The 21,857-nt window shown below is 53.9% G+C and carries 18 protein-coding genes and 1 other RNA gene; 18 read left to right on the top strand and 1 reads right to left on the bottom strand.

Annotation, left to right across the window (positions count from 1 at the left end):
• Window positions 1-76 precede the first annotated feature (76 nt).
• Complete coding sequence (gene thiC / locus WHS46_09390; protein ID MEJ5348887.1) at window positions 77-1,387, top strand: phosphomethylpyrimidine synthase ThiC; 1,311 nt, start codon at window positions 77-79, stop codon at window positions 1,385-1,387.
• Window positions 1,374-2,171: a sulfide-dependent adenosine diphosphate thiazole synthase gene (locus tag WHS46_09385; GenBank protein ID MEJ5348886.1), complete on the top strand. Its 798-nt coding sequence runs from the start codon at window positions 1,374-1,376 to the stop codon at window positions 2,169-2,171. The genes thiC and WHS46_09385 overlap by 14 nt, the downstream gene beginning before the upstream one ends.
• Before the next feature lie 79 nt (window positions 2,172-2,250).
• Here WHS46_09385 and WHS46_09380 read toward each other — a convergent pair whose 3' ends face one another.
• Entirely contained in the window at window positions 2,251-4,155 is a 1,905-nt protein-coding gene (locus WHS46_09380; GenBank protein MEJ5348885.1) for a radical SAM protein, read from the bottom strand.
• Window positions 4,156-4,253: 98 nt separating this feature from the next.
• Here WHS46_09380 and WHS46_09375 point away from each other — a divergent pair, with 98 nt between their 5' ends.
• From WHS46_09375 to tyrS, 16 genes are all read left to right on the top strand, one after another.
• Complete coding sequence (locus tag WHS46_09375) at window positions 4,254-5,285, top strand: rod shape-determining protein (protein MEJ5348884.1); 1,032 nt, start codon at window positions 4,254-4,256, stop codon at window positions 5,283-5,285.
• 95 nt (window positions 5,286-5,380) lie between these two features.
• Entirely contained in the window at window positions 5,381-6,238 is an 858-nt protein-coding gene (gene mreC / locus WHS46_09370) for a rod shape-determining protein MreC (GenBank protein MEJ5348883.1), read from the top strand.
• Window positions 6,239-6,243: 5 nt separating this feature from the next.
• The gene (locus tag WHS46_09365; GenBank protein MEJ5348882.1) at window positions 6,244-6,762 is read left to right on the top strand and encodes a hypothetical protein; all 519 of its coding nucleotides are present in this window, start codon (window positions 6,244-6,246) and stop codon (window positions 6,760-6,762) included.
• 11 nt (window positions 6,763-6,773) lie between these two features.
• Entirely contained in the window at window positions 6,774-8,756 is a 1,983-nt protein-coding gene (gene mrdA / locus WHS46_09360) for a penicillin-binding protein 2 (protein MEJ5348881.1), read from the top strand.
• A 4-nt stretch (window positions 8,757-8,760) separates the two neighbouring features.
• A complete protein-coding gene (gene rodA / locus WHS46_09355; protein MEJ5348880.1) occupies window positions 8,761-9,876 on the top strand; it encodes a rod shape-determining protein RodA in 1,116 nt (371 codons plus the stop codon).
• 242 nt (window positions 9,877-10,118) lie between these two features.
• Window positions 10,119-10,544 carry a hypothetical protein gene (locus WHS46_09350; protein ID MEJ5348879.1) on the top strand — a complete coding sequence of 142 codons (426 nt, stop codon included), beginning with the start codon at window positions 10,119-10,121 and terminating at the stop codon, window positions 10,542-10,544.
• 45 nt (window positions 10,545-10,589) lie between these two features.
• Window positions 10,590-11,168 (top strand): F0F1 ATP synthase subunit B, encoded by a 579-nt coding sequence (gene atpF / locus WHS46_09345; protein MEJ5348878.1) that lies wholly within the window; start codon window positions 10,590-10,592, stop codon window positions 11,166-11,168.
• Complete coding sequence (atpH, locus tag WHS46_09340; GenBank protein ID MEJ5348877.1) at window positions 11,165-11,716, top strand: ATP synthase F1 subunit delta; 552 nt, start codon at window positions 11,165-11,167, stop codon at window positions 11,714-11,716. The genes atpF and atpH overlap by 4 nt, the downstream gene beginning before the upstream one ends.
• A complete protein-coding gene (atpA, locus tag WHS46_09335; GenBank protein MEJ5348876.1) occupies window positions 11,716-13,233 on the top strand; it encodes a F0F1 ATP synthase subunit alpha in 1,518 nt (505 codons plus the stop codon). Before atpH ends, atpA begins: the two co-directional genes overlap by 1 nt.
• Window positions 13,234-13,267: 34 nt before the next feature.
• Window positions 13,268-14,137 carry an ATP synthase F1 subunit gamma gene (gene atpG, locus WHS46_09330; GenBank protein MEJ5348875.1) on the top strand — a complete coding sequence of 290 codons (870 nt, stop codon included), beginning with the start codon at window positions 13,268-13,270 and terminating at the stop codon, window positions 14,135-14,137.
• A gap of 39 nt (window positions 14,138-14,176) precedes the next feature.
• On the top strand, window positions 14,177-15,586 hold the full coding sequence (gene atpD / locus WHS46_09325) for a F0F1 ATP synthase subunit beta (protein ID MEJ5348874.1): 1,410 nt from the start codon (window positions 14,177-14,179) through the stop codon (window positions 15,584-15,586).
• A 24-nt stretch (window positions 15,587-15,610) separates the two neighbouring features.
• Complete coding sequence (locus tag WHS46_09320) at window positions 15,611-16,015, top strand: F0F1 ATP synthase subunit epsilon (GenBank protein MEJ5348873.1); 405 nt, start codon at window positions 15,611-15,613, stop codon at window positions 16,013-16,015.
• A 132-nt stretch (window positions 16,016-16,147) separates the two neighbouring features.
• Window positions 16,148-17,980, top strand: a complete 1,833-nt coding sequence (gene glmS, locus WHS46_09315) for a glutamine--fructose-6-phosphate transaminase (isomerizing) (protein ID MEJ5348872.1) — start codon at window positions 16,148-16,150, stop codon at window positions 17,978-17,980.
• A 403-nt stretch (window positions 17,981-18,383) separates the two neighbouring features.
• A non-coding RNA gene (gene ssrS / locus WHS46_09310) (6S RNA) lies at window positions 18,384-18,562 on the top strand.
• A 240-nt stretch (window positions 18,563-18,802) separates the two neighbouring features.
• Entirely contained in the window at window positions 18,803-20,365 is a 1,563-nt protein-coding gene (gene rny / locus WHS46_09305) for a ribonuclease Y (GenBank protein MEJ5348871.1), read from the top strand.
• A gap of 38 nt (window positions 20,366-20,403) precedes the next feature.
• On the top strand, window positions 20,404-21,690 hold the full coding sequence (tyrS, locus tag WHS46_09300; GenBank protein ID MEJ5348870.1) for a tyrosine--tRNA ligase: 1,287 nt from the start codon (window positions 20,404-20,406) through the stop codon (window positions 21,688-21,690).
• Window positions 21,691-21,857 lie beyond the last annotated feature (167 nt).

Genomic DNA, 21,857 nt, shown 5'->3' with positions numbered 1-21,857 from the left:
CTTTCTTTATGCTGCTCCGTATTCCAGGGTCTCCGACGTACTGCCTCCCCTCCTCCACCGCCCAGAGGAGGAGACTATGGTGACACAACTTGATTATGCAAAGGCCGGAATCGTCACGGATGCCATGCGACGTGCCGCGGAAGCCGAACCGGTCACTGCGGAAGAACTTCGAGATTTGATCGCCAAAGGCCTTGCCGTTTTGCCTAAAAACATCCATCACGAATTCAAAACGGTGCGCGCCATTGGTCAAGGTTTGTTCACAAAGGTCAACGCCAACTTGGGGGCCAGCGGAGAATGCGCGGACATGGAGCTGGAACGTCGTAAGCTGGCTGCGGCGATTGGGGCTGGAGCGGATTCGGTCATGGACCTATCCACGGGAGGGGATTTGGATGCCTTGCGAGCCATGTATCTTCAGGAGGCGGGGACCATGGTTGGGGCCGTGCCCATCTATGCTGTGGCCACGGAGATGGTTCGGCATGGTATGCCTTTGGAAAAAATGGACCCGGACGATCTCTTTGCCGGTATTGAAAGCCAATGCCGCCAGGGCGTGGACTACATCACGGTTCATTGCGGCGTGACGAGGGCTTCGGCCAAGAAATTGGAGCATTTTGAAAGAATCATGCCTTGTGTCAGTCGTGGAGGCTCCATTCTTCTGTTTTGGATGCGCCGCAATCGGAAGGAGAACCCACTCTTCGAAGATTTTGACACCCTGCTGGATATTGCCCATGCGCACGATGTGACCCTGAGCCTCGGCGACGGGTTTCGTCCTGGAGCCATCGCGGATGCCATCGATGGCCCTCAAATTGAAGAACTTTTAATCCTGGCCGAGTTGGCCCAAAGGGCTCGTGCCAGAGGGGTGCAGGTTATGATCGAAGGGCCGGGTCATGTCCCCTTGGAACACATTCAGTCGCACGTCCAGCTGGAGAAGAAACTGTGTCAGGGGGCTCCGTTCTATGTCCTTGGTCCACTACCGACAGATATCGCTGCGGGCTACGATCATATCACCGCGGCCATCGGCGGAGCTTTGGCTGGAGCGGCGGGAGCGGATTTCCTGTGCTATGTCACACCGGCGGAACACTTGGGACTGCCCAATGAGGACGATGTGTACCAAGGTGTCATGGCGGCGCGCATCGCTGCCCATATCGCCGATTTGGCCAAGGGTCTTCCGCAGGCTTTGGCACGAGATAAAGCGATGTCCCAATGCCGTCGCACTTTAGATTGGGAAGGAATGATCACTCTGGCACTGGACCCCGATATGGTCAAACGTCGCTTGCGAGTGACGAAGGATCGACAAGCGTGCACCATGTGTGGAAAGTTGTGTGCCGTGAAATTGGCGGTTTCCGCAACAGAGGAACCAAGAGAGGGAGAGAGCCATGCCTTTGGATGAAAGGATTATCACGAAAGCCATCATCGACCGATACTTCGAAAAGATCAAAAGCATTTTGGACTTGGATGTTGCCATCGTGGGAGCGGGACCGTCAGGTCTCGTGGCCGGCTATTGTCTGGCTTCCGCAGGAAGAAAGGTGGCCGTCTTTGAAAGGAAGCTCAGCGTAGGTGGGGGTATGTGGGGAGGAGGCATGCTTTTCAACGAAATTGTGGTGCAGGAAGAAGCCCGTCATGTGCTGGAAGAACTGGGGGTCAGCACGCGCCTTTATGAGGAAGGATATTACACGGCGGATGCCGTGGAAACCGCTTCAACCCTCACCTCACGATGCTTAAAGGCAGGGGCGCCTATCTTCAACGCAGTGACGGTCGAAGACGTGGTGATGCGCCCGGAGGGTATCGTCGGTCTTGTCATCAATTGGACGGCGGTAGAAATGGCCGGCTTGCATGTGGACCCCCTGGCGATTCGTGCGCGGGCTGTGATCGACGCTACAGGGCATGACACGGAGGTGGTCAAAGTGGTGCAGAAAAAAGTACCCGGAAAGCTGAAGACTCCCAGCGGCGCCATTGAAGGGGAAAAATCCATGTGGTCCGATGAGGCCGAAAGGTTGACCATTGAAAACACTCGCGAAGTGTTTCCCGGCCTTTTCGTGGCGGGAATGGCCGCCAACGCAACCTTTGGTGGACCTCGCATGGGACCGATCTTTGGAGGCATGCTTCTTTCAGGGAAAAAAGTAGCGGAATTGGTTTTTGGCTTTCTCGAAACAGCATCCAAGAAAATCCCGTAAGATTACGGCGCTTGCTCGGGAAGAACCGAGCAAGCTTTCAGAGCCCCTATTGAAGGGGGAATTCTTTTTCCACATGCTGCTAAGAGCCAGTTGCCGCATCTCCTAGACGCATGCGCTGAATATGCGGAGGACACCAGGGCCAGATGGCCTCCAACCATAACGTTTCCTCTTCACGTGACATGTTTTCGGGGACCGCCACCCATGCCTGATCGGCTGTCGGTGCCGTGGCAGCGAGATGACCCTCTATGACCGATGGGGCGACCACGGGAAAGCGCACGAGGGTTCTTTGAGAAGCACGAACCGGCAGAAGGGCGAAGATTTGAACGGACTTCACAGGATCCAATGTGGAAAAGTCCTCCCGGTCCATCACATGGTTTCGAACGTTGAGCACCTGGTAGGCCAGGCTAAACACGGCGGCCCAAGGGAAATTGGAGGTGTCGACTGAAATCATTAAGCTTAAGAGGCTCCACGGATTTTTCTCAAAAATTTCGGCAAAAATTCTTTTTATGCTGGATTCTTCCAAAAAGTGCGCCGTGTGCCGGCTGACGTACACCGTAAGGGCTTGGCCTACCAAACCGAAAGGGTCCTGGACAGGATTGTGAGGCACGGGGTGGGACCGGAGGAAAAGCTCTTGGGTTTTTTCCACAGGAAAAGCTGTGATATAGGGGCCATGACGATGGATTTCCGGTGGATCCAGAAAAGGGGGCAGGTCTGGAGGGAAAAAATCGACACCAGTTGCTTCTTCTGCATATTCGTAGGCACGCCGAATGTCTGTCGGGCTCATATGCGGCGTTTGCAACACATGGTACGGAGGTGCCGGGTGATAGACGATGCCGAGGTTTTCGGCTTGTCGACGCAACTCTGTACCCGGAAGAAGGCTCAACGTGTAGACACTCAGTTCATCGTAAAGATCTTGGTCTACGACAAAATCGATGGTTTTCTTGACATCGTCTAGGGAATCTTCCGGAAGTGCCAGCATAATGTCCACCATGACTTGAATCCCCGCTAGGCGAAGCGCTCGAACTCCATCCACGAAACGCTTTCGATTGAAGGGGCGGCGAATTCTGGCCAAGGCTTTGGGGTTTATGGTTTGCAGTCCCACCTCCATTTGGGTGAGCCCTGCTTGAGCTAGAGCATCGGCAAGGGCCGGGGATATATCTTCCGCATTGCCTTCGCATTGGAAGGTAAATGCGTGAAGGTGACGAGCCTTTTGAATGGCTTCCAGAAGGGCGTCAAAATCTTTTCTTCGTGTAAAGCAGGGGTCGACAAAGTAGATTTCCGAGACGCCCTGATGTGCGGCCCAGAGCAGTTCTTCTTGCAGACGCCTGAGAGAAAAGGGGCGCACCTGAGGGAATCGTTTATGGTAGTAGCAATAGGTGCACCGATTGGGGCAGCCGCGGACGGTTTCCAAAAGGATGGTGCCTGCATCGGAAGGATATAGGGCACCGCATAAGTAAGGGGATGGAATGGAATCCAACTTCTTGATGGGGGGGCGAGGTTTTGTGACGCGCCATCCTTCAGGGCATGGAAGAAGCAGTCCAGGAAGGTTTTCCAAAGGCAAATCACAACGGGAAAGAGACGCAAGGACGGCCACAAAGGTTTCTTCGCCTTCTCCAAGAACGCCTACATCGAAGCCGCCGGCCTTTGTCAGAAAATCATTTTCAGGAGTGACTTCCGGTCCTCCTAACACGATGCGTACATGAGGACTCCGGGCTCGAAGGCGTCGAGCGAGGGCCAGGGATCGTTCCACGTTCCACACATAGCAACTGAATCCGACCACGTCTGGATTCTGGGAAAGAATCCAATCCACCAAGGCCTGGTCGCCGCCGTAATTGACAAGAGCTTTCGGCCCGAGCACAATGCGCACTTCGGGCAAGACGGACTCTGCGTAGGCTTTGAGATAACCGACGCCCAGGGCCATATTCTCGCGCGGATAGGTATAATCATGGGACTGAACGGGCAATTGCAACAAAACGACGTTCACGGATGCTACGAAGCCTCCCTTAGGAATTGATTGCGGAAAAATGGACAAAGTGATACTGAACACCGGTTCGAGCGCATCTTAGCATAGAGAGGAAGACCATGTTTTTGAATCGTATTTTGGGATGGTTCTCTAATGATTTGGCCATTGACCTAGGAACGGCCAACACCCTCGTCTACGTCAAGGGCAAAGGAATCGTTCTCTGTGAACCTTCTGTGGTGGCGGTCAAACGCAGTGCCGGTCAAAACACGCAGGTGGTGGCCGTGGGAAAAGACGCCAAGCTGATGCTTGGAAAAACACCGGGAACCATTGAAGCCATTCGGCCCATGAAGGATGGCGTCATTGCCGATTTTGAAGTGGCGGAAGCGATGCTGCGCTACTTCATTCGAAAGGTGCATAATCGACGCAGTTTGGTGCGTCCAAGGATCATCGTGGCGGTTCCGTCCGGGGTCACTCAGGTGGAGCGGCGTGCCGTGCGTGAGTCGGCGGAATCGGCGGGGGCTCGTGAGGTGTACCTTATCGAAGAACCTATGGCGGCGGCCATCGGGGCAGGATTGCCTATTACGGAGCCGGTTTGTAATATGATTGTGGATATCGGCGGCGGGACCACAGAAGTCGCGGTCATCTCCCTTGCCGGTATCGTCTATAGTCGCTCGGTGCGTGTAGGCGGGGACAAGATGGATGTGGCCATTCTGCAGCACATCAAACGCAAATATAATTTGCTCATCGGGGAGAGAACCGCCGAGCTAATCAAGACGACCTTGGGCAATGCCTACCCCTCTGGGCAGCTGGAAACCATGTCCATCAAGGGGCGGGATCTGGTCAGTGGCATTCCCAAAACGATTGAAATCAATTCGGACGAGGTGAGAGAATCCATTCAGGAACAAATTGATACCATCGTGGAAACGGTGAAAACGGCCTTGGAACAAACACCGCCTGAGCTCGCAGCGGACATTGTGGATCGAGGGATCGTGTTGACGGGAGGAGGCGCCCTCTTGCGCAACCTGGACCATCTGTTGCGTCTCGAAACCGGCCTTCCGGTTGTGCTCACTGAAGATCCCCTGGCGACGGTGGTGCTGGGGTCTGGTAAGGCCTTGGAAGACATCGAAATCCTCAAAGAGGTTCTCAGCTAAAGGTTCGAAGAGGCCTAAAAAGGTTCATCGGTCCTTGTCGGGAAATCTTCCCGATTCTTCCATTTCCGCGATCTTGCACTGTAGGTGATCTGCATATGCCGGAATGGCTGCGCCGAATGCGGCGGCTGGCGCTTCTCGTGGTGATAGGAGGAGCCATGCTCTATGTCCTGTCGCTCAATGTTCGACCTCCTGCCCGGATGGACATACTGCAAAGAACCGTGATGGAGACGCTCGCTCCGCTTTTGCACGCTTCTCGAAGAGCGCTTCAGACGACGGAACAATGGGTCCAAAGGTATGTCGCCTTGCGCCGTGTGCAGGAAGAGAACGAAAGGCTCAAAAAACAGAGGGCCTCCCTGGAAAGTGAACTGGTTCGTTATCAGGAAGCTTTTCTAGAAAATCAGAGGTTACGACGCCTTTTGGATTTTCGAGATGCCCTTCGTGTGGAAACCCTGGCCGCCGAAGTTGTCGTCCAAAACGGTGCGGGATGGTCGAGAACTATTATCATCAACAAAGGGATGCGTGACGGCGTGAAGACCGACATGCCCGTTGTGAACGATGAGGGGGTTGTGGGGTATGTCTTGGATGTGTCCGATCGCTATGCGAGGGTTCTTCTTTTGACGGATCGAGATTGCGCCGTGGACGCCTTGGTCCAGCGCAACCGAGTTCGAGGGGTTCTTGGAGGGCTGGATTCAGAGGCGTGTGAACTGCGCTATGTGCGAAGCAATCAAGAGGTGAGGCCTGGAGATCTTCTGATAACCTCCGGTAAGGATGGGCTTTTCCCTGCCGGTCTGAGGTTAGGAATCGTTAAACAAGTCAGAAAGGATCCTTCGGCTCTCTTTCAGCAGATTGAGGTGGTGCCGACGGTGCAATTCGGTGTGCTTCAGGAAGTCCTGATCCTCAGAAGCTTACGTGATTTTCCAGCTCAATGGATGGAAGGGGCCGCAAAAGATTGAAATCCATGCCCACGATGGGGTTCAATCAAAGGGAACGAGAGCCTCTTGGCGCTTTGATCCTCGTTCTCTTTGCATATTCCCTGCTCATCTTTGTGGTGGATGCAGTGCTGGTGGCGGGCTTGCCATGGAGGTGGACACGGGCAGATTTGATGATGGCCGTCTGTGTCGAAGTCGCCGCTCGGTTTCCTTTTTGGGGGGCGATCGTTTGGAGTTTCCTTTGGGGCTACGTCAGTGATGTTTTTCAAGGGCGGCTTTGGGGGGTCCATGTCGTTTCTTATGTCTTTGTCGTCATCCTGCACCGACTGTGGAGTGCTCAAATGGACACAGCCTCCATGGCCTACCGCATGTTGCTGGTGGGTTTGGGAGTCCTCGTGCAAAGCCTTATGTCGGCTTTGATTGTGGGAGGTCTGGGTGCAGCGACCGCGGTTTTTCCTGCGACGGGGACACAAGCGGTCTTTTCCATACTGGCCGCACCCTTTGTCATGCTTCCCATACAATGGATCATGGCTGAAAGAGAGCGGTAGGGGCGTTCAGAATGGGTCGCATCGGGATGAACGGTGCCCGCAGCGAGAACGGTCAAAAGAAGACTCAACCCTTGATGCAACCCGACGCGCAAGGGCTGCAATTGATTGCCTGGGAAGCCAAGGAGCGTGCCGTTTTTGAACGCCAATTTCGGCTCGTGGTGCTTTTTGCTTTGGCGGTTTTCTGCATCTACGTTTTTCAGCTCTGGTACCTCCAAGTTGCCAAAGGGCATTATTACCGAGAAAGGTCTGAAAACAATCGAATCCGCACCGTAACCATTCGCTCGCCTCGAGGCATCGTCTTTGATCGAAACGGAATGCCTCTGGTGGAAAACCGCCCGGCGTTCCATTTGATGCTCGTTCGAGAGGATATTAAAGACAGTGAAACCCTTGAAAATGTCTTGCAAGCTGTAGGCAGTTTAACTGGCAAAGGCGTTGAAGAATTAAAAGCTGTCCTTGAAGCCAACAAGAGCAAAAGGCGATTTGAACCCGTTCGACTCGTTGCCGATATCGATCGAGACACACTGGCACGAGTGGAAGCTCGGCGGCTTCGGCTCCCTGGAGTATACGTGGATGTGGAACCTTGCCGCGGCTACAAGTTCAGCGGAACGGCCGCCCATCTCGTGGGTTACCTCGGAGAAATCTCGGAAGAAGAGCTGAAAAAGGACACTTATCAAGGGTATCAGGCCGGAGAATTCATTGGCAAGGGAGGTATAGAGAAATCCTTTGAAAAGTTTCTTCGAGGTGAAAGCGGATGGCGGCAGGTGGAGGTGGACGCCGTTGGTCGACAGATTCGCTCCTTGCAAGAAAGATTGCCCATTTCGGGCAGGGATATGTGGTTAACCATCGATTTGGACTTGCAAAGGGTGGCGGAGGAATGCCTACGCGGGAAAGTAGGAAGCATCGTGGCTGTGGATCCCAACTCCGGAGAGATTCTGGCCATGGCCAGCAGCCCCACCTTTGATCAAGAACGGTTCGTTCGTGGCATGAGTCTTGACGAATGGAAGAAATTCATCTCGGATGCCAGCCATCCTCTTTTGAACCGTGCCGTTTCTTCGGCCTATCCTCCAGGCTCCATCTACAAACCCTTTGTGGCCGTAGCGGCTTTGGAAGAAGGTGTGATGACGCCCAAGAGTGTGGTTTCTTGTCCAGGGTATTATTTCTTTGCAGACCGGCGATACCGATGTTGGCGAGATACGGGACATGGGGCGGTGGATGTCCATCGTGCCATTGTGGAATCGTGTGATGTGTATTTTTACACGGTGGGCATGAAACTCGGCGTGGATACCATTGCAGCCTATGCCAAAATGTTTGGTTTCGGGGAATTAAGCGGCATTGAACTACCCTCGGAGCGTCCGGGGCTCATTCCCACTCGGGACTGGAAACTGAAAGCCACAGGCATCCCTTGGCAAAAAGGGGAGACCATCTCCATTTCAATCGGGCAAGGTTTTGATCAAGTAACACCTCTTCAGGCGGCCATGGCCTATGCGGCACTCGTCAACGGAGGAATCCTGTGGACCCCTAAGCTGGTCAACCGCCTTGAGGCGGCGGATGACGGGGAGCAGGACCTGGTAAAACCTAAGATACGAAGAAAGGTTTCAGTGCGCAGGGAAACCCTGGATCTTGTGAAAAAAGGGCTCGTTGGTGTCGTGAACGAAGGTCGCGGCACAGCCCATGCCATTGCGCTTAAAGAGGTGATTCTGGGTGGTAAAACGGGTACGGCTCAGGTGGTGAGAATGGGTGAGAACATCGATCGGAAAGCCCACCAAAGATCCCTGGCGGACCATCACAAGGATCATGCATGGTTTGTAGGTTTTGGGCCGGCCGAAAAACCAGAAATTGTGGTTGCGGTCATTGTGGAGCACGGAGGGCATGGCTCCTCGGGAGCTGCCCCATTGGCGCAGAGGGTAATACGGAAATATTTGGAAAAGACTCATCCCGAACTTCGAGGCCGTGAAGACAGCACGGTTCAAACCGTCGAGGATGACGGAGATTGAAACCATGATGGATCGACGGCTTGTGGAGAACTTTGATTGGTCCATTGTTTTTCTGTTTTTCGCCATTTCATGCCTGGGACTGGCGGCTCTTTATAGTGCTCTGTATACCCAGATTCAAATGTCCCCGACCCGTAACTTATTCATAAAACAGCTGATCTGGTTTTCCTTGGGATGTCTGGTTTTCCTGGGCAGTCTCTTTGTGGATTACCAGAAACTCAAAAAGTTTGCTCCATGGTTCTATATCGTCACCCTCGTGGCTCTTGCCGTGGTTTTGATTGTCGGTGACGGGATCAAAGGATCCAGACGATGGCTTAATATCGGCGGGTTTCATCTGCAGCCTTCAGAATTCATGAAATTGGCGCTGGTGCTCCAACTGGCTCGATCGTTTTCGGCACAGGACATGGATCCCTACCCAAGTTTGAAACAACTGCTCCGGCCGATCGGGTTGGTTGTTCCCCCTGCCCTTCTCATCGTCGTAGAGCCCGATCTGGGTACCAGCTTGTGTCTATTGGCTGTGTCCTTTACCATGATCTTTGTGCTTGGAATCCGATGGCGATACCTTATTGTCATCGGCGTGATCGGAATCCTTAGTGTGTATCCCATGTGGCATTATGGCCTGAAGGAATACCAAAGGGAACGGATCCGTACCCTCATTGCTCCAGAAAGAGATCCCATGGGAAGCGGGTACCATACGATCCAGTCCAGGGTGGCTGTCGGGTCCGGAATGCTTTGGGGAAAAGGTTTTTTGAAGGGGACCCAGAACAAGCTCAGGTTCTTGCCTGAGAAACATACGGACTTTATTTTCTCGGTTTGGGCCGAAGAGTGGGGTTTTTGGGGATGCAGCCTGATGATCGCTTTGTATTTCCTCTTTGTCTGTGCGTGCTTTCGTGTAGGTGTGCGTGCCAAAGACCGTTTCGGCATGTTTCTTGTCGTCGGTTTGACCGCCTTGATCCTATGGCAGAGCCTGATCAATCTGGGCATGGTCATTGGTTTGCTTCCTGTTGTGGGTATTACTTTGCCCTTCGTGAGCTATGGAGGCTCGTCACTTTTGAGCCTGTGTGCCGCAGTGGGACTGGTTGAAAACGTGGCCATGCGTCGCTACGGCTTTCGCCCCAAATGAACATGATCCAGCACCGTTAAAGGGTGCCCTCGGCATTGTGATTTTTTTTACTTTTTCCCTTGCCAACCCCTTCGAGGTGTGCTATGCACTGCGCCATGGGAAGGCTCCGGATTCGAATCCGGTCGGAAAAATAGGCAAAACCCACTGCAGCGAGTTTGTGACAGCGAGGTCATGGCGGTCGAAGGCCGAGCCCCGAGCGGTCGCCGACAGAGGAACCACAAGAGTGTGAGGGTGGGGGGATTATGATCAACGTCGATGTAACACTTTTCATTCAGATGGCCAATTTCCTCTTGTTGCTGGTGCTCATGAATCTGGTGCTTTACAGGCCGATTCGGCGGCTCGTGGCCCAAAGAAACGAATTGGTCAGCAAGCAGAGGGCCGGGATCGACAAAGCGGAAAGCGAAGCTCAAAAGGCACTTCAGGAATTTGAACAGCGTCTTAGGGCCGCTCGAGCCGCAGGTCGAGAAAAGGTTCAGGAGCTCAAAGAAGCGGCGTATCGCATGGAGAAAGACCTTCTGGCTCGAGCCGCGGAAGAGGCCGCTAAGGAAGTGCAGACCGTGCGCGAGCGCATTCAAACGGAGATCGGTCAGGTGCGGGCGCAACTTCAGGCTCAAATTCAGGTGTTTTCCAAGGATATGGCCCAACGAATCCTTGGTCGCAGTCTTTGATTGTTTGAGGAAAGCTGAGGCATATTACGAGGTAAGGGGCGATCGATGAAGGGATGGAAAACGACGTCGGCGGCACTTGTAGTGGCGGGGTTGGGTGTGGCGACCGTAGCTTATGCTTCGGGGGGTGGAGGGCATGAGGCGGGGCTGCCATGGAAGGATTTTTTTCTAAGATTAATGAACTTTGCCATCATGGTGGCAATCCTCGTCAAGCTGCTCAAGAAACCCGTGGCCAACTTCTTTTCGTCTCGCCGGGAAAATATTCAGCGCCTGCTGAGTGAGCTGGAAGAGAAGAAGAAGGAAGTGGAGGCCAAAGCGGCGGAGTACCAGGCCAAACTGGCGGCTCTCGACAAGGAAACCGAGCAGATTGTGGCTGAGTACATTCAAGAAGGGGAAGCTGAAAAGCAGAAGATCATTCAGGCTGCGGAAAAACAAGCCCAATACATCAGGGAACAGGCTCGATTGGCCATTCAACAAGAGATCAAGGCCGCCAAAGAAAGCCTGCAAGAGGAGATTGCCGAGCTGTCAGTCAGCGCTGCGGAGGATCTTCTCAAAAAGAATATCAGGCCCGAGGACCAGGATCGCTTGATTGACGAATTTATCACAAAGGCGGTGGAGGCAAAGTGAAGAACTTAATTGTCGCCAAACGATACGCCAAGGCCCTGTTCAATCTCGCCTTAGAGGACGGGAAGCTGAACGAGTACGGTCAAGAGCTGCAGTCCCTGGCGCAGCTCCTCGATCAGCAGCCGGTGCTCATGGACGCTCTGGCCAACCCCCTCTACCCGGAGGATGTGAAGAAATCCGTCTTTCGCACTCTGGCGCAAAAGGCTGAGATGAGTCCCGTCATGCGCAGTTTTGGGACGCTGTTGGTGGAAAAGAGAAGGGTTCGGCATCTACCCGAGATCTCCCAATATTTCCAACGGCTGACCGACGAGCATTTCAATGTGGCGCGTGCGAAGCTCAGTGCCGCCGTCAAGCTGGATGAGAGTGCCATCGCCAAGATTGCGGAGACATTGAGTAAGCTGACGGGTAAAAAGATCGTCATCGAGTTCCAGCAGGACCCGAGTCTCATTGGTGGGGCTGTGGCTCGCATCGGCGATCTGGTCATAGATGGCAGCGTGCGAACGCAGTTACAGGCAATCAAAGAATCTTTGAAAAGGGGTGAGCTGGGTTAATGGAAATCAGAGCCGAAGAAATCAGCCAAATTATTCGCGAGCAGATCAAGGACTATGAGAAGAAGGTTGAGCTCAGCGAAACCGGGCGTGTCCTCTCCGTCGGTGACGGTATCGCGCGCGTCTACGGCGTCGAGAAGTGCATGTCCATGGAATTGCTTGAGTTCCCTACCGATCACGGCCCCATTTACGGCCTGGCCCTGAACCTGGAAGAGGACAACGTGGGTGTCGCCATCATGGGTGAAGACATCCACATTAAAGAGGGGGCTGAGGTTCGCCGAACCGGGCGTATCGCCGAAGTTCCAGTGGGTGATGCGGTCATCGGGCGAATTGTGGACCCCGTTGGGAACCCCTTGGATGGAAAGGGCCCCATTGAGGCTAAGGAGTTCTCGCGCATCGAGCGCATTGCACCGGGCGTCATCGCGCGTCAACCGGTGAATGAGCCGATGTATACGGGCTTGAAGGCCATCGACGCTATGACCCCCGTGGGACGAGGTCAGCGAGAGCTCATCATCGGCGACCGGCAGATCGGGAAAACGGCCATCGCCGTGGATGCCATCATCAATCAAAAGGACAGCGGCATCATCTGTATCTATGTTGCGGTCGGTCAGAAAAAATCCACGGTGGCTCAGGTGGTGGAGACGCTGCGACGTCATGGGGCCATGGAATACACGGTTGTCGTTGCGGCCTGCGCCAGCGATCCTGCGCCACTGCAATACATTGCACCCTATGCCGGTTGCGCCATGGGTGAGTATTACCGAGACACGGGTCGGCACGCTCTCATTATTTATGACGACCTGTCCAAGCAAGCGGCCGCCTACCGGCAGGTCTCGCTTCTCCTTCGTCGACCTCCGGCACGTGAAGCCTATCCCGGTGACATCTTCTACAACCACTCTCGATTGCTGGAGCGTGCCGCCAAGCTGAACGATAAGCTTGGAGGAGGTTCCCTAACGGCCCTGCCTATTATCGAAACCCAAGCAGGTGACGTGTCCGCGTACATTCCTACCAACGTGATCTCCATTACCGACGGACAGATCTACCTGGAACCTGGGTTGTTCTTTGCCGGTGTGCGGCCGGCCATCAACGTGGGTCTTTCGGTGTCGCGCGTCGGTGGTGCTGCTCAGACAAAGGCCATGAAGCAGGTGGCCGGGCGTCTGCGCCTGGATTTGGCCCAGTACCGCGAACTCGAAGCCTTCGCCAAATTTGGAAGCGATCTGGACAAGGCGACGCAGCAGCAGTTGAACCGCGGTATGCGGCTTGTGGAACTACTTAAGCAACCCCAATACCAGCCCATGCCCGCAGAAAAACAGGTCATGGCCTTGTATGCTGGAACGCGTGGCTATCTGGACAAGATTCCGGTTGAGAAGGTGGGAGCTTACGAAAGCCAAATGCTCGCCTTCATCGAGAGAAAGTACCCGGAAATTCTTCAGGAGATTAAGGAGAAGAAGGTCATCAGCGAGGAACTGGACAAGAAGATGGCCGGGGCCCTCGAAGAGTTTGCTGGAGTGTTTCAAGGATAATTCGAGGCATTGGCCTTGCTGAAAAGAGGCGGGTATGGCGACCCTTCGGGACATCAAGCGTAAGATTGAGGCCGTAAAAAAGACCTCGCAGATCACCAAAGCCATGAACATGGTAGCGGCGGCGAAGCTGCGAGGGGCTCAAGAGAACATGGAACGCTTCCGAAATTATGCCGAAAAATTTCGGGAGGTGATCGGGCGGCTTGCGGCAGGCGTCGAGCAGGACGGAACCTTTCAGCTCATGACGCCGCGGGAAGAGGTCAAAAAGATTGAGCTGGTGCTGCTTACGGCAGATCGAGGGTTGTGTGGAAGCTTTAACAACAACCTGATCGTTATGGCCGAGCGGTTCATCACTCAAAAGCGCCGTGAAGGTTTAGAGGTTTCTTTGACGGCAGGCGGACGAAAGGGAAGGGATTACTTCCGGCGCCGCCGCTATGCCATGCGTGCCGAGCTGACTGGATTGCTGAACAAGCCGAATTACGATGACGCTTATCGACTTGGGCGAGAACTGATCGACCTCTTTCTGGACGGTGACGCCGACGAGGTCTATGTGATCTACAGCCATTTTCGAAGCATGGTAAAGCAAGAACCGCGACTGATTCGGCTTTTGCCCATTGTCCCTGAGAGTCAGGGGGAAGGGGAAGCGAAGGAATATTTGTTCGAGCCGTCGCATGAAGAGCTTCTCAACGACTTGTTACCCAACTACGTCTACAATCAGCTCCTGGACTGCTTCTATCTGACGGCGGTCAGTGAACATGCGGCCCGGATGACGGCGATGGAAAATGCCACCAACAACTGTAAGGAAATGGTGCGCAGCTTGACGCTCACATACAATAAGGCACGCCAGGCTTCGATCACCAAGGAACTTATGGACATCGTCGGTGGCGCGGAAGCTCTCAAGAAGTAGGTGACGGGTCGAAATATAACAAAGGAGGTATCGGGCCACATGAATATTGGAAAGATAGTGCAAGTTATCGGCAACGTGGTGGACGTTGAGTTCGAAGAAGGGAAGTTACCGCCTATTTTGACCGCCCTACTCGTGAGCAATCCCGGACTCAGCGACGAAGAAGACAACCTGGTCTTAGAAGTTGCTCAGCATTTGGGCGACAACGTGGTACGCACCATTGCTATGGACCTGACAGACGGTTTGGTGCGTGGGATGCCGGTTAAAGACACCGGAAAACCCATTCAGATGCCGGTTGGAAAGAAAGTTTTAGGTCGCGTGCTGAACGTGGTCGGGCGCCCTGTGGATGGACTAGGTCCTGTGGACGCCGATCAATACATGCCCATTCACCGGTCCGCACCCACGTTCACAGAACAGGACACATCGGTAAACGTTCTTGAAACAGGGGTGAAGGTTATCGACCTTCTGGTGCCCTTCCCTCGCGGTGGAAAGATGGGCATGTTTGGTGGTGCGGGCGTGGGAAAAACCGTCGTCATGATGGAAATGATCCACAACATCGCCATGCAGCACGGTGGTATTTCGGTGTTTGCCGGCGTGGGCGAGCGCACCCGGGAAGGCAATGACCTTTACCTTGAAATGAAGGAATCCGGAGTTCTTCCACGGGCCGGCCTTGTCTACGGGCAGATGACGGAACCGCCTGGAGCGCGGGCTCGTGTGGCCTTGTCGGCTCTTACGGTGGCGGAGTACTTCCGGGATGTGGAAGGACAGGACGTGCTTTTGTTCATCGATAACATCTTTCGGTTTACCCAAGCGGGCGCGGAAGTTTCGGCCCTTCTCGGGCGCATGCCTTCCGCCGTGGGTTACCAGCCGACTTTAGGAACGGACCTCGGTGAATTGCAGGAGCGCATCACGTCGACAACGAAGGGCTCCATTACGTCGGTGCAGTGTGTGTACGTTCCCGCCGACGACTTGACCGACCCGGCGCCGGCAACCACCTTCGCCCACTTGGATGGAACGGTGGTGCTTTCGCGTCAGATCGCAGAATTAGGTATTTACCCTGCGGTGGACCCGCTGGACTCCACATCGCGCATTCTGGATCCCAACGTCTTGGGGTTGGAACATTACCAGACGGCTCGAAATGTGCAGCAGATCTTGCAAAAGTATAAAGACCTGCAAGACATTATCGCGATTCTTGGTATGGATGAATTGTCCGATGAGGATAAGATCATCGTCGGTCGTGCGCGAAAGATTCAGCGTTTCTTGTCCCAGCCTTTCCACGTGGCAGCCCAGTTCACAGGTGTGGAAGGCAAATACGTGAAACTGGAAGACACCATTCGAGGCTTCAAAGAGATCGTGGAAGGCAAGCACGACGATCTCCCGGAACAGGCGTTTTATATGGTCGGGACGATCGAAGAGGCCATCGAGAAGGCGAAACAGATGGCCGCAGCGTAACCTTCTAGCGAACGGTGGACAATCATGGCGGGAAAACTGTTGTTGGAGATCGTCACGCCGGTCCGAAAGGTCTTGAGCGAGGAAGTGGACATGGTGGTGGCTCCTGGAGAACTTGGGGAGTTTGGAGTCTTAGTGAACCATATCCCCTTTTTGACTAAGTTGAAAATCGGGGAGCTGCGATTCAAGGTTGGAGCCAGCACGCGCTATGTGGCCATCATGGGCGGTTATGCTGAGGTCCTTCCGGACAAGGTGACCATCTTGGCTACGGCTGCTGAAGAAGCCACGGACATCGATGTCATTCGCGCTCAGGCTGCAAAAGAACGTGCCGAACGGCGGCTGCGTGAAGCCAAAGATCGAGTGGAATTCGCCAGGGCTCAGGCGGCGCTTCAAAGGGCTCTAGCGCGGCTCAAGGTGGCTGAGCGTCGATAACCCTAGCGCAACTTTGACGCGAACAACCCCGTCGCGAACGCGGCGGGGTTTTTTGTTAAGGATGACAAGGATACCTCCGAATTGTATAGTGACAGCCTCTTGGTGATGAGGGCACACGGAAGGAGACCTTGCATGTGTGGAATCGTCGGCTACATCGGGAACGAAGATTGCGTGGAAAAGATCGTCGAAGGCCTGAGAAGGCTCGAATACAGGGGCTACGACAGTGCTGGAATCGCCGTCCTTCAAGGTGGGTTGGGCATCCAAACGGTGCGATGCGCTGGAAAGATCCACCAGTTGGAAAAAAGGTTACAGGAGAACCCGCTTAAAGGAGCGGTAGGGATTGGACATACCCGATGGGCGACTCACGGGGCTCCCAGCGATGAAAACGCGCATCCCCATCGTTCGGGGCCTTTTGCCGTGGTCCATAACGGCATCATTGAGAATTATGCGGACATCAAAGAACGGCTGCTGGCTAAGGGATATGAATTTACTTCGGAAACAGACACGGAAGTGATTGTTAAGCTTTTGGAAGATGAATGGAAACGCTGCGGGGATTATGTGGAGAGCGTCCGTGTGACATTGCGGCAGCTGAGGGGAAGTTTCGCGGTCGTTTTTCTCAATGAAAAGGCTCCTGATGTCTTGATTGGAGCGCGTCGGGAAAGCCCTCTTATTCTCGGAATAGGCGACGGAGCCTACTATTTTGCGTCGGACATTCCCGCCATTCTTCATGAAACGCAAAAGATCGTCCTTCTGGAAGACGATGATCTTGTGGTGGTGCGTTTAGACGGCTTTCACATAGAGACTTTGGACGGAAAGACCCGTTCTTTCAGCGTGCAAACCGTGGATTGGAATCCAGTGGCTGCTGAAAAGGCGGGGTACAAGCACTTCATGCAAAAGGAGATTTTTGAGCAGCCAAGGGCGATCATCGATACGTTGCGAAGCGTTGTTGACTTTAATCGAGAAAGGCTGCGGTTTTCCGACCTCAACCTGACCGAATCCATGGTCAAGGCGGTGACGCGCATCTATTTAGTGGCTTGTGGCACTTCTTATCATGCATGCCTTGTGGGTAAATACCTGCTGGAACAAATGTGTCGCATTTCCGTAGAGGTTGATCTTGGATCTGAATTCCGTTACAGGGCTCCTCTCCTCGATGAAAAAACACTTCTTATCGTGGTCAGCCAGTCTGGTGAAACGGCGGACACTCGAGCCGCTCTTAAAGAGGGTTTGGAAAAAGGAGCGCCCTGCCGAGCCATCGTCAATGTGGTCGGAAGCAGCCTCGCCCGTATGGCTCAGGGTGTCCTCTATACTCATGCAGGGCCGGAAATCGGGGTGGCGTCCACCAAAGCCTTCACCACGCAGCTGGTGGCTTTGTTCCTGTTCGCTCTGCATTGGGCTGAACTGGTTGGAAAACTCAAAGCTGGAGAACTCTCATACCACATTCAAGGGCTTAGGGAACTGCCTGGAAAGATTGAGGCAGTGTTGGACGGGGAACAAACCCTTCGAGAATGGGCGCGGCTGTTTATGGACCGAGAGCATTTCTTTTACCTGGGGCGAGGTCTGCTTTATCCCATAGCTCTGGAAGGAGCGCTTAAAATGAAAGAAATCTCGTACATTCATGCAGAAGGGTATGCCGCCGGGGAAATGAAACACGGGCCCATCGCACTTATAGACGAAAAGATGCCGGTGGTGGTTTTGCTGCAAAAGGGCCCTCTGTATGAGAAGATGCTGTCCAACGTCCAAGAGGTGAAAGCTCGAGGGGGAAAGGTCTTGGCCTTTGTAGAAGGAGACAAAGACGCACGCCTCGGTGAAGATGTTCTCCAGTTTCCCGTGCCCCAAACCAACGCCTGGTTGGCTCCTGTCGTTTTTACCGTGCCTCTTCAGTTGCTGGCGTACCATATGGCGGACCTTCGGGGCACGGACGTGGATCAGCCCAGAAACCTGGCGAAAAGCGTCACGGTGGAATGATGCCACCCTTGCTGTGGCGAGTTTAATCTTGACTTCCACAGGATCTTACGCATAGAATCCCTTGGAGCCAAGAAATGTTTTGTAAATCAAGTGGCTTAGAAAAGACGGAGTCGCAGGATAAGATCCAGCGGAGGGCGCGACACGTGGCGGCCCCCAGAGGTTAAGCAAGCAGCAGGAAGGCGGCGAAGCCGAGATTTATTTCGATGTTTTTGCCAGGCCAAAGCTTTTTAAGGGCAGGACAGAGAAATTCGGGCGTGGCAAATCGAGATATGAGGAACAAGGGTAGGGTCCGATGTCCGACGACCAGGGACAGCGCAGGAACCGAACGGAGCCAAAGGAGCTGGGGTGCAAAATATCATGATGTGGGGCTTCGAAGGATCCAGCCCGGAAGAGGTTGTTTCATGAGCCCCTGCGGTGCTCGTGATTGGTAGAGCGTTCCTGAGCCAACACCAACAAACGGGGAGTTCCCTCTCGTTCCGGTGTGCGCGTTGCAGGGTCGACGTGCCTAAAGGAACGACGGAACACCCACTTCGCTGAATCGGTTCAAGACCGACTGCCGACACGGCACAAGGCGGGGGCGTCCCCTTTTTTATCGAGTCCTCACAAAGGCTAAACCTGCCGACTGCTCGCCTGCCGGTGCCTCTGGCGCTCAGGATGAGCCCAAAGGTCTTCCTCAAAGAAACTTTTGTCTTACGTCTGCGTCTCACCGTCTCCATAAGCCCCTTCAAAAATGGCAACACGCGGTGCTTCGAGTGCCGTTCATGATGCCGACGTTCCACGACTCTCTAGCCTTGGAGCGTCATAAAGGAAAGGATGAGCCCTATGGGACAGATGGGAATGGTGATGGTGGGCTTAGTGGCTCTTGTGGTGGGTATCGGCGCGGGAGCGCTAGGATGGCGCCTGATGCTCCAACGCAAAAGCCAAAGGGAGAAGCGCGAGTCGGAACTCCTTTTGGAAGAGGCTCGCAAGGAGGCCGAAACCCTCAAAAAGGAGGCCATTCTTCAAGCCAAGGACAATATTTTTCGGCTCAAGGCTGATTTTGAAAAGGAAACCAAGGAGACGCGAAAGGAGCTTCAAAATCTCGAAAAGCGTCTTCTGCAAAAGGAGGAAAACCTCGACAAGAAATCCGAAGCCCTGGACAAAAGGGAAAGCGCCATTGCGAAAAAGGAAAAGCAGCTGCAGGACAAGGAAAAGGAGCTGGAACTTCGGTCCAAGGAGCTTGAGGATCTCATTGACGCCCAGAGGGTGAAGTTGGAGTCCCTGTCAGGAATTTCGGCTCAGGAAGCCAAGGAAATGCTGATCAAAAGCATCGAGGACGAGGCTCGACACGAGGCCGCTTTGACGGTCAAGCGTCTGGAAGCCGAAGCCCGCGAACAGGCGGACAAGAAGGCCAAGGAAATCATCGCCCTGGCCATTCAAAGGTACGCCGGGGATTATGTGGTGGAAAAAACGGTCTCCGTGGTCAATCTTCCTAATGACGAGATGAAAGGCCGCATCATCGGGCGGGAAGGTCGAAACATACGTGCCCTTGAGGCGACCACGGGGATTGATTTAATCATTGACGACACACCGGAGGCGGTGATCCTTTCGGGATTCAACCCCATTCGTCGAGAAGTGGCGAGACTCTCCTTGGAACGTCTCATTTCCGATGGACGCATTCATCCAGCACGCATTGAAGAAATTGTTGAAAAGGTGGGCCAAGAGATTGACATAGCCATTCGGGATGCCGGGGAACAAGCGGCCTTTGACGTAGGGGTGCACGGTATTGATCCGGAGCTTATCAAGTTGGTGGGGAAATTGAAATACCGCACGAGCTATGCGCAAAACGTTCTGCAGCATTCCCGTGAGGTGGCCTTCCTGTGCGGCGTGATGGCCGCAGAACTTGGACTCAACGAAAAACAGGCCAAGAGGGCGGGGCTTCTGCATGATATCGGCAAGGCGGTGGATCACGAAGTGGAGGGTCCGCATGCCCTCATTGGAGCGGATTTGGCGAAAAAGTATGGAGAGTCTCCGGAAATTGTCAACGCCATTGCCGCGCATCACGAAGATGTGCCTGCGGAGAGTGTCTTAGCCATTTTGGTCCAGGCCGCCGATGCCCTTTCGGGAGCGCGTCCAGGAGCTCGAAAGGAACTCTTGGAATCCTATGTGCGCCGTCTCGAAAATCTTGAAAAGATCGCCATGTCCTTTAAGGGTGTGTCCAAGGCCTATGCCATTCAAGCCGGACGAGAGCTGCGCATCATTGTGGAAAACGAGTCGGTGGGCGACGCAGACACGGTGCTATTGAGCAAAGACATCGCCAAACGCATTGAGAGTGAACTGACCTATCCTGGACAAATCAAGGTGACTGTTATTCGAGAAACGCGCGCCGTGGAATATGCACGATAAGACGTGGAAAAGGGTTTGGACGAAAAAGGGGAATCGGGGTGGCCGCTGAAAAGAATACTTTGGATATCCTGACGGAACGGGGTTTTGTGGAACAGGTCACGGACCGCGAAGCCTTGCATGAAAAGCTTCGTGAGCCCGTGACGTGCTATATCGGGTTTGATCCTACAGCCGACAGTTTGCATGTGGGAAGTCTGGTGCCCATTATGGCTTTAGTGCACATGCAGAGATCGGGTCATCGTCCCATCGTGCTTGTGGGGGGTGGAACCGGGATGGTGGGGGATCCCAGCGGTCGCACGGAAATGCGCCAGATGCTTTCAAAAGAGCAAATCGAGCACAATGTGCAAGCCCTGAAAGCCCAGTTGTCGCGGTTCCTGGATTTTGGCGAAGGCAAGGCCCTCATTTTGAACAACGCCGATTGGCTGTTGGACCTGAAATACATTGAGTTTCTGAGGGACATCGGACGCCATTTCAGTGTCAACCGCATGCTTGCTGCAGAAAGTTACCGTATTCGACTGGAAACGGGCCTCAATTTCATTGAATTCAATTACATGCTTCTGCAAGCTTACGATTTTTACTACTTGGCCAAGACCTATGGGTGCCTTCTCCAAATGGGTGGAAATGACCAGTGGGGAAACATCGTGGCGGGTGTCGATTTGATACGCAAAAAGCTTCATAAGGAAGCTTACGGCGTCACTTTTCCCCTGCTGACTACGGCCACAGGGGCGAAGATGGGCAAGACGGCGGCGGGAGCGGTATGGCTCAGTGCCGAAAAGACAACACCCTACGATTTCTATCAATACTGGATCAATGTGGATGATCGCGATGTGGTGCGGTTTCTGAAGCTCTACACCTTGCTGCCGGTGAGAGAAATTGAGGCGGTGAGCCGATTGCAGGGAGAGGAGCTGAACGCCGCCAAATCGGTTTTGGCTTACGAAGTGACCCGACTGGTTCACGGTGAGGAAGCGGCCTTGAATGCGTACCGAGCGGCTTCAAGGCTTTTTGGACGGCGACGAATTCCTCAGGATCTTTTGCCATCCAGTGAGGTTTTGCGAGATGGTGACGGCGATGAAGGTTCGGTGCCGACCTTTTTTGTTGAGCGTTCTCGGCTTGAGACGGGGGTGCCGGCTTTTGAACTTTTTGCCGAAACGGGCCTCAGTGAAAGCCGAAGTGCGGCACGGCGCCTTATTCAGCAGGGCGGCGCCTATGTGAACGGAAAAAGATTGGATCGCTTTGATGCCCTTCTTTCTCTGGACTGGCTTGAAAACGGAGCCATCACCTTGCGGGCGGGAAAGAAGAAAGTAAGCCGCGTTTGTGTGGCCCCCTGATTTTTTTCTTGACCCGGCATCGGCCTTTTGCTACATAGGCCGAGCCTTTCGGGGGGGCAAAAAAACTCTTGACTCCGCGACGGCAAAAGGATATACAACTAAAAAAATCTGCTCTTTGAAAACTAAATAGTGAGAAGCGTGCTGGGCCTTAAGAGAAAGGGGCAGCC

The sequence above is a fragment of the Desulfosoma sp. genome (assembly GCA_037481875.1).
Taxonomy (GTDB): domain Bacteria; phylum Desulfobacterota; class Syntrophobacteria; order Syntrophobacterales; family DSM-9756; genus Desulfosoma.
This window is presented reverse-complemented; position numbering and strand designations above follow the sequence as displayed.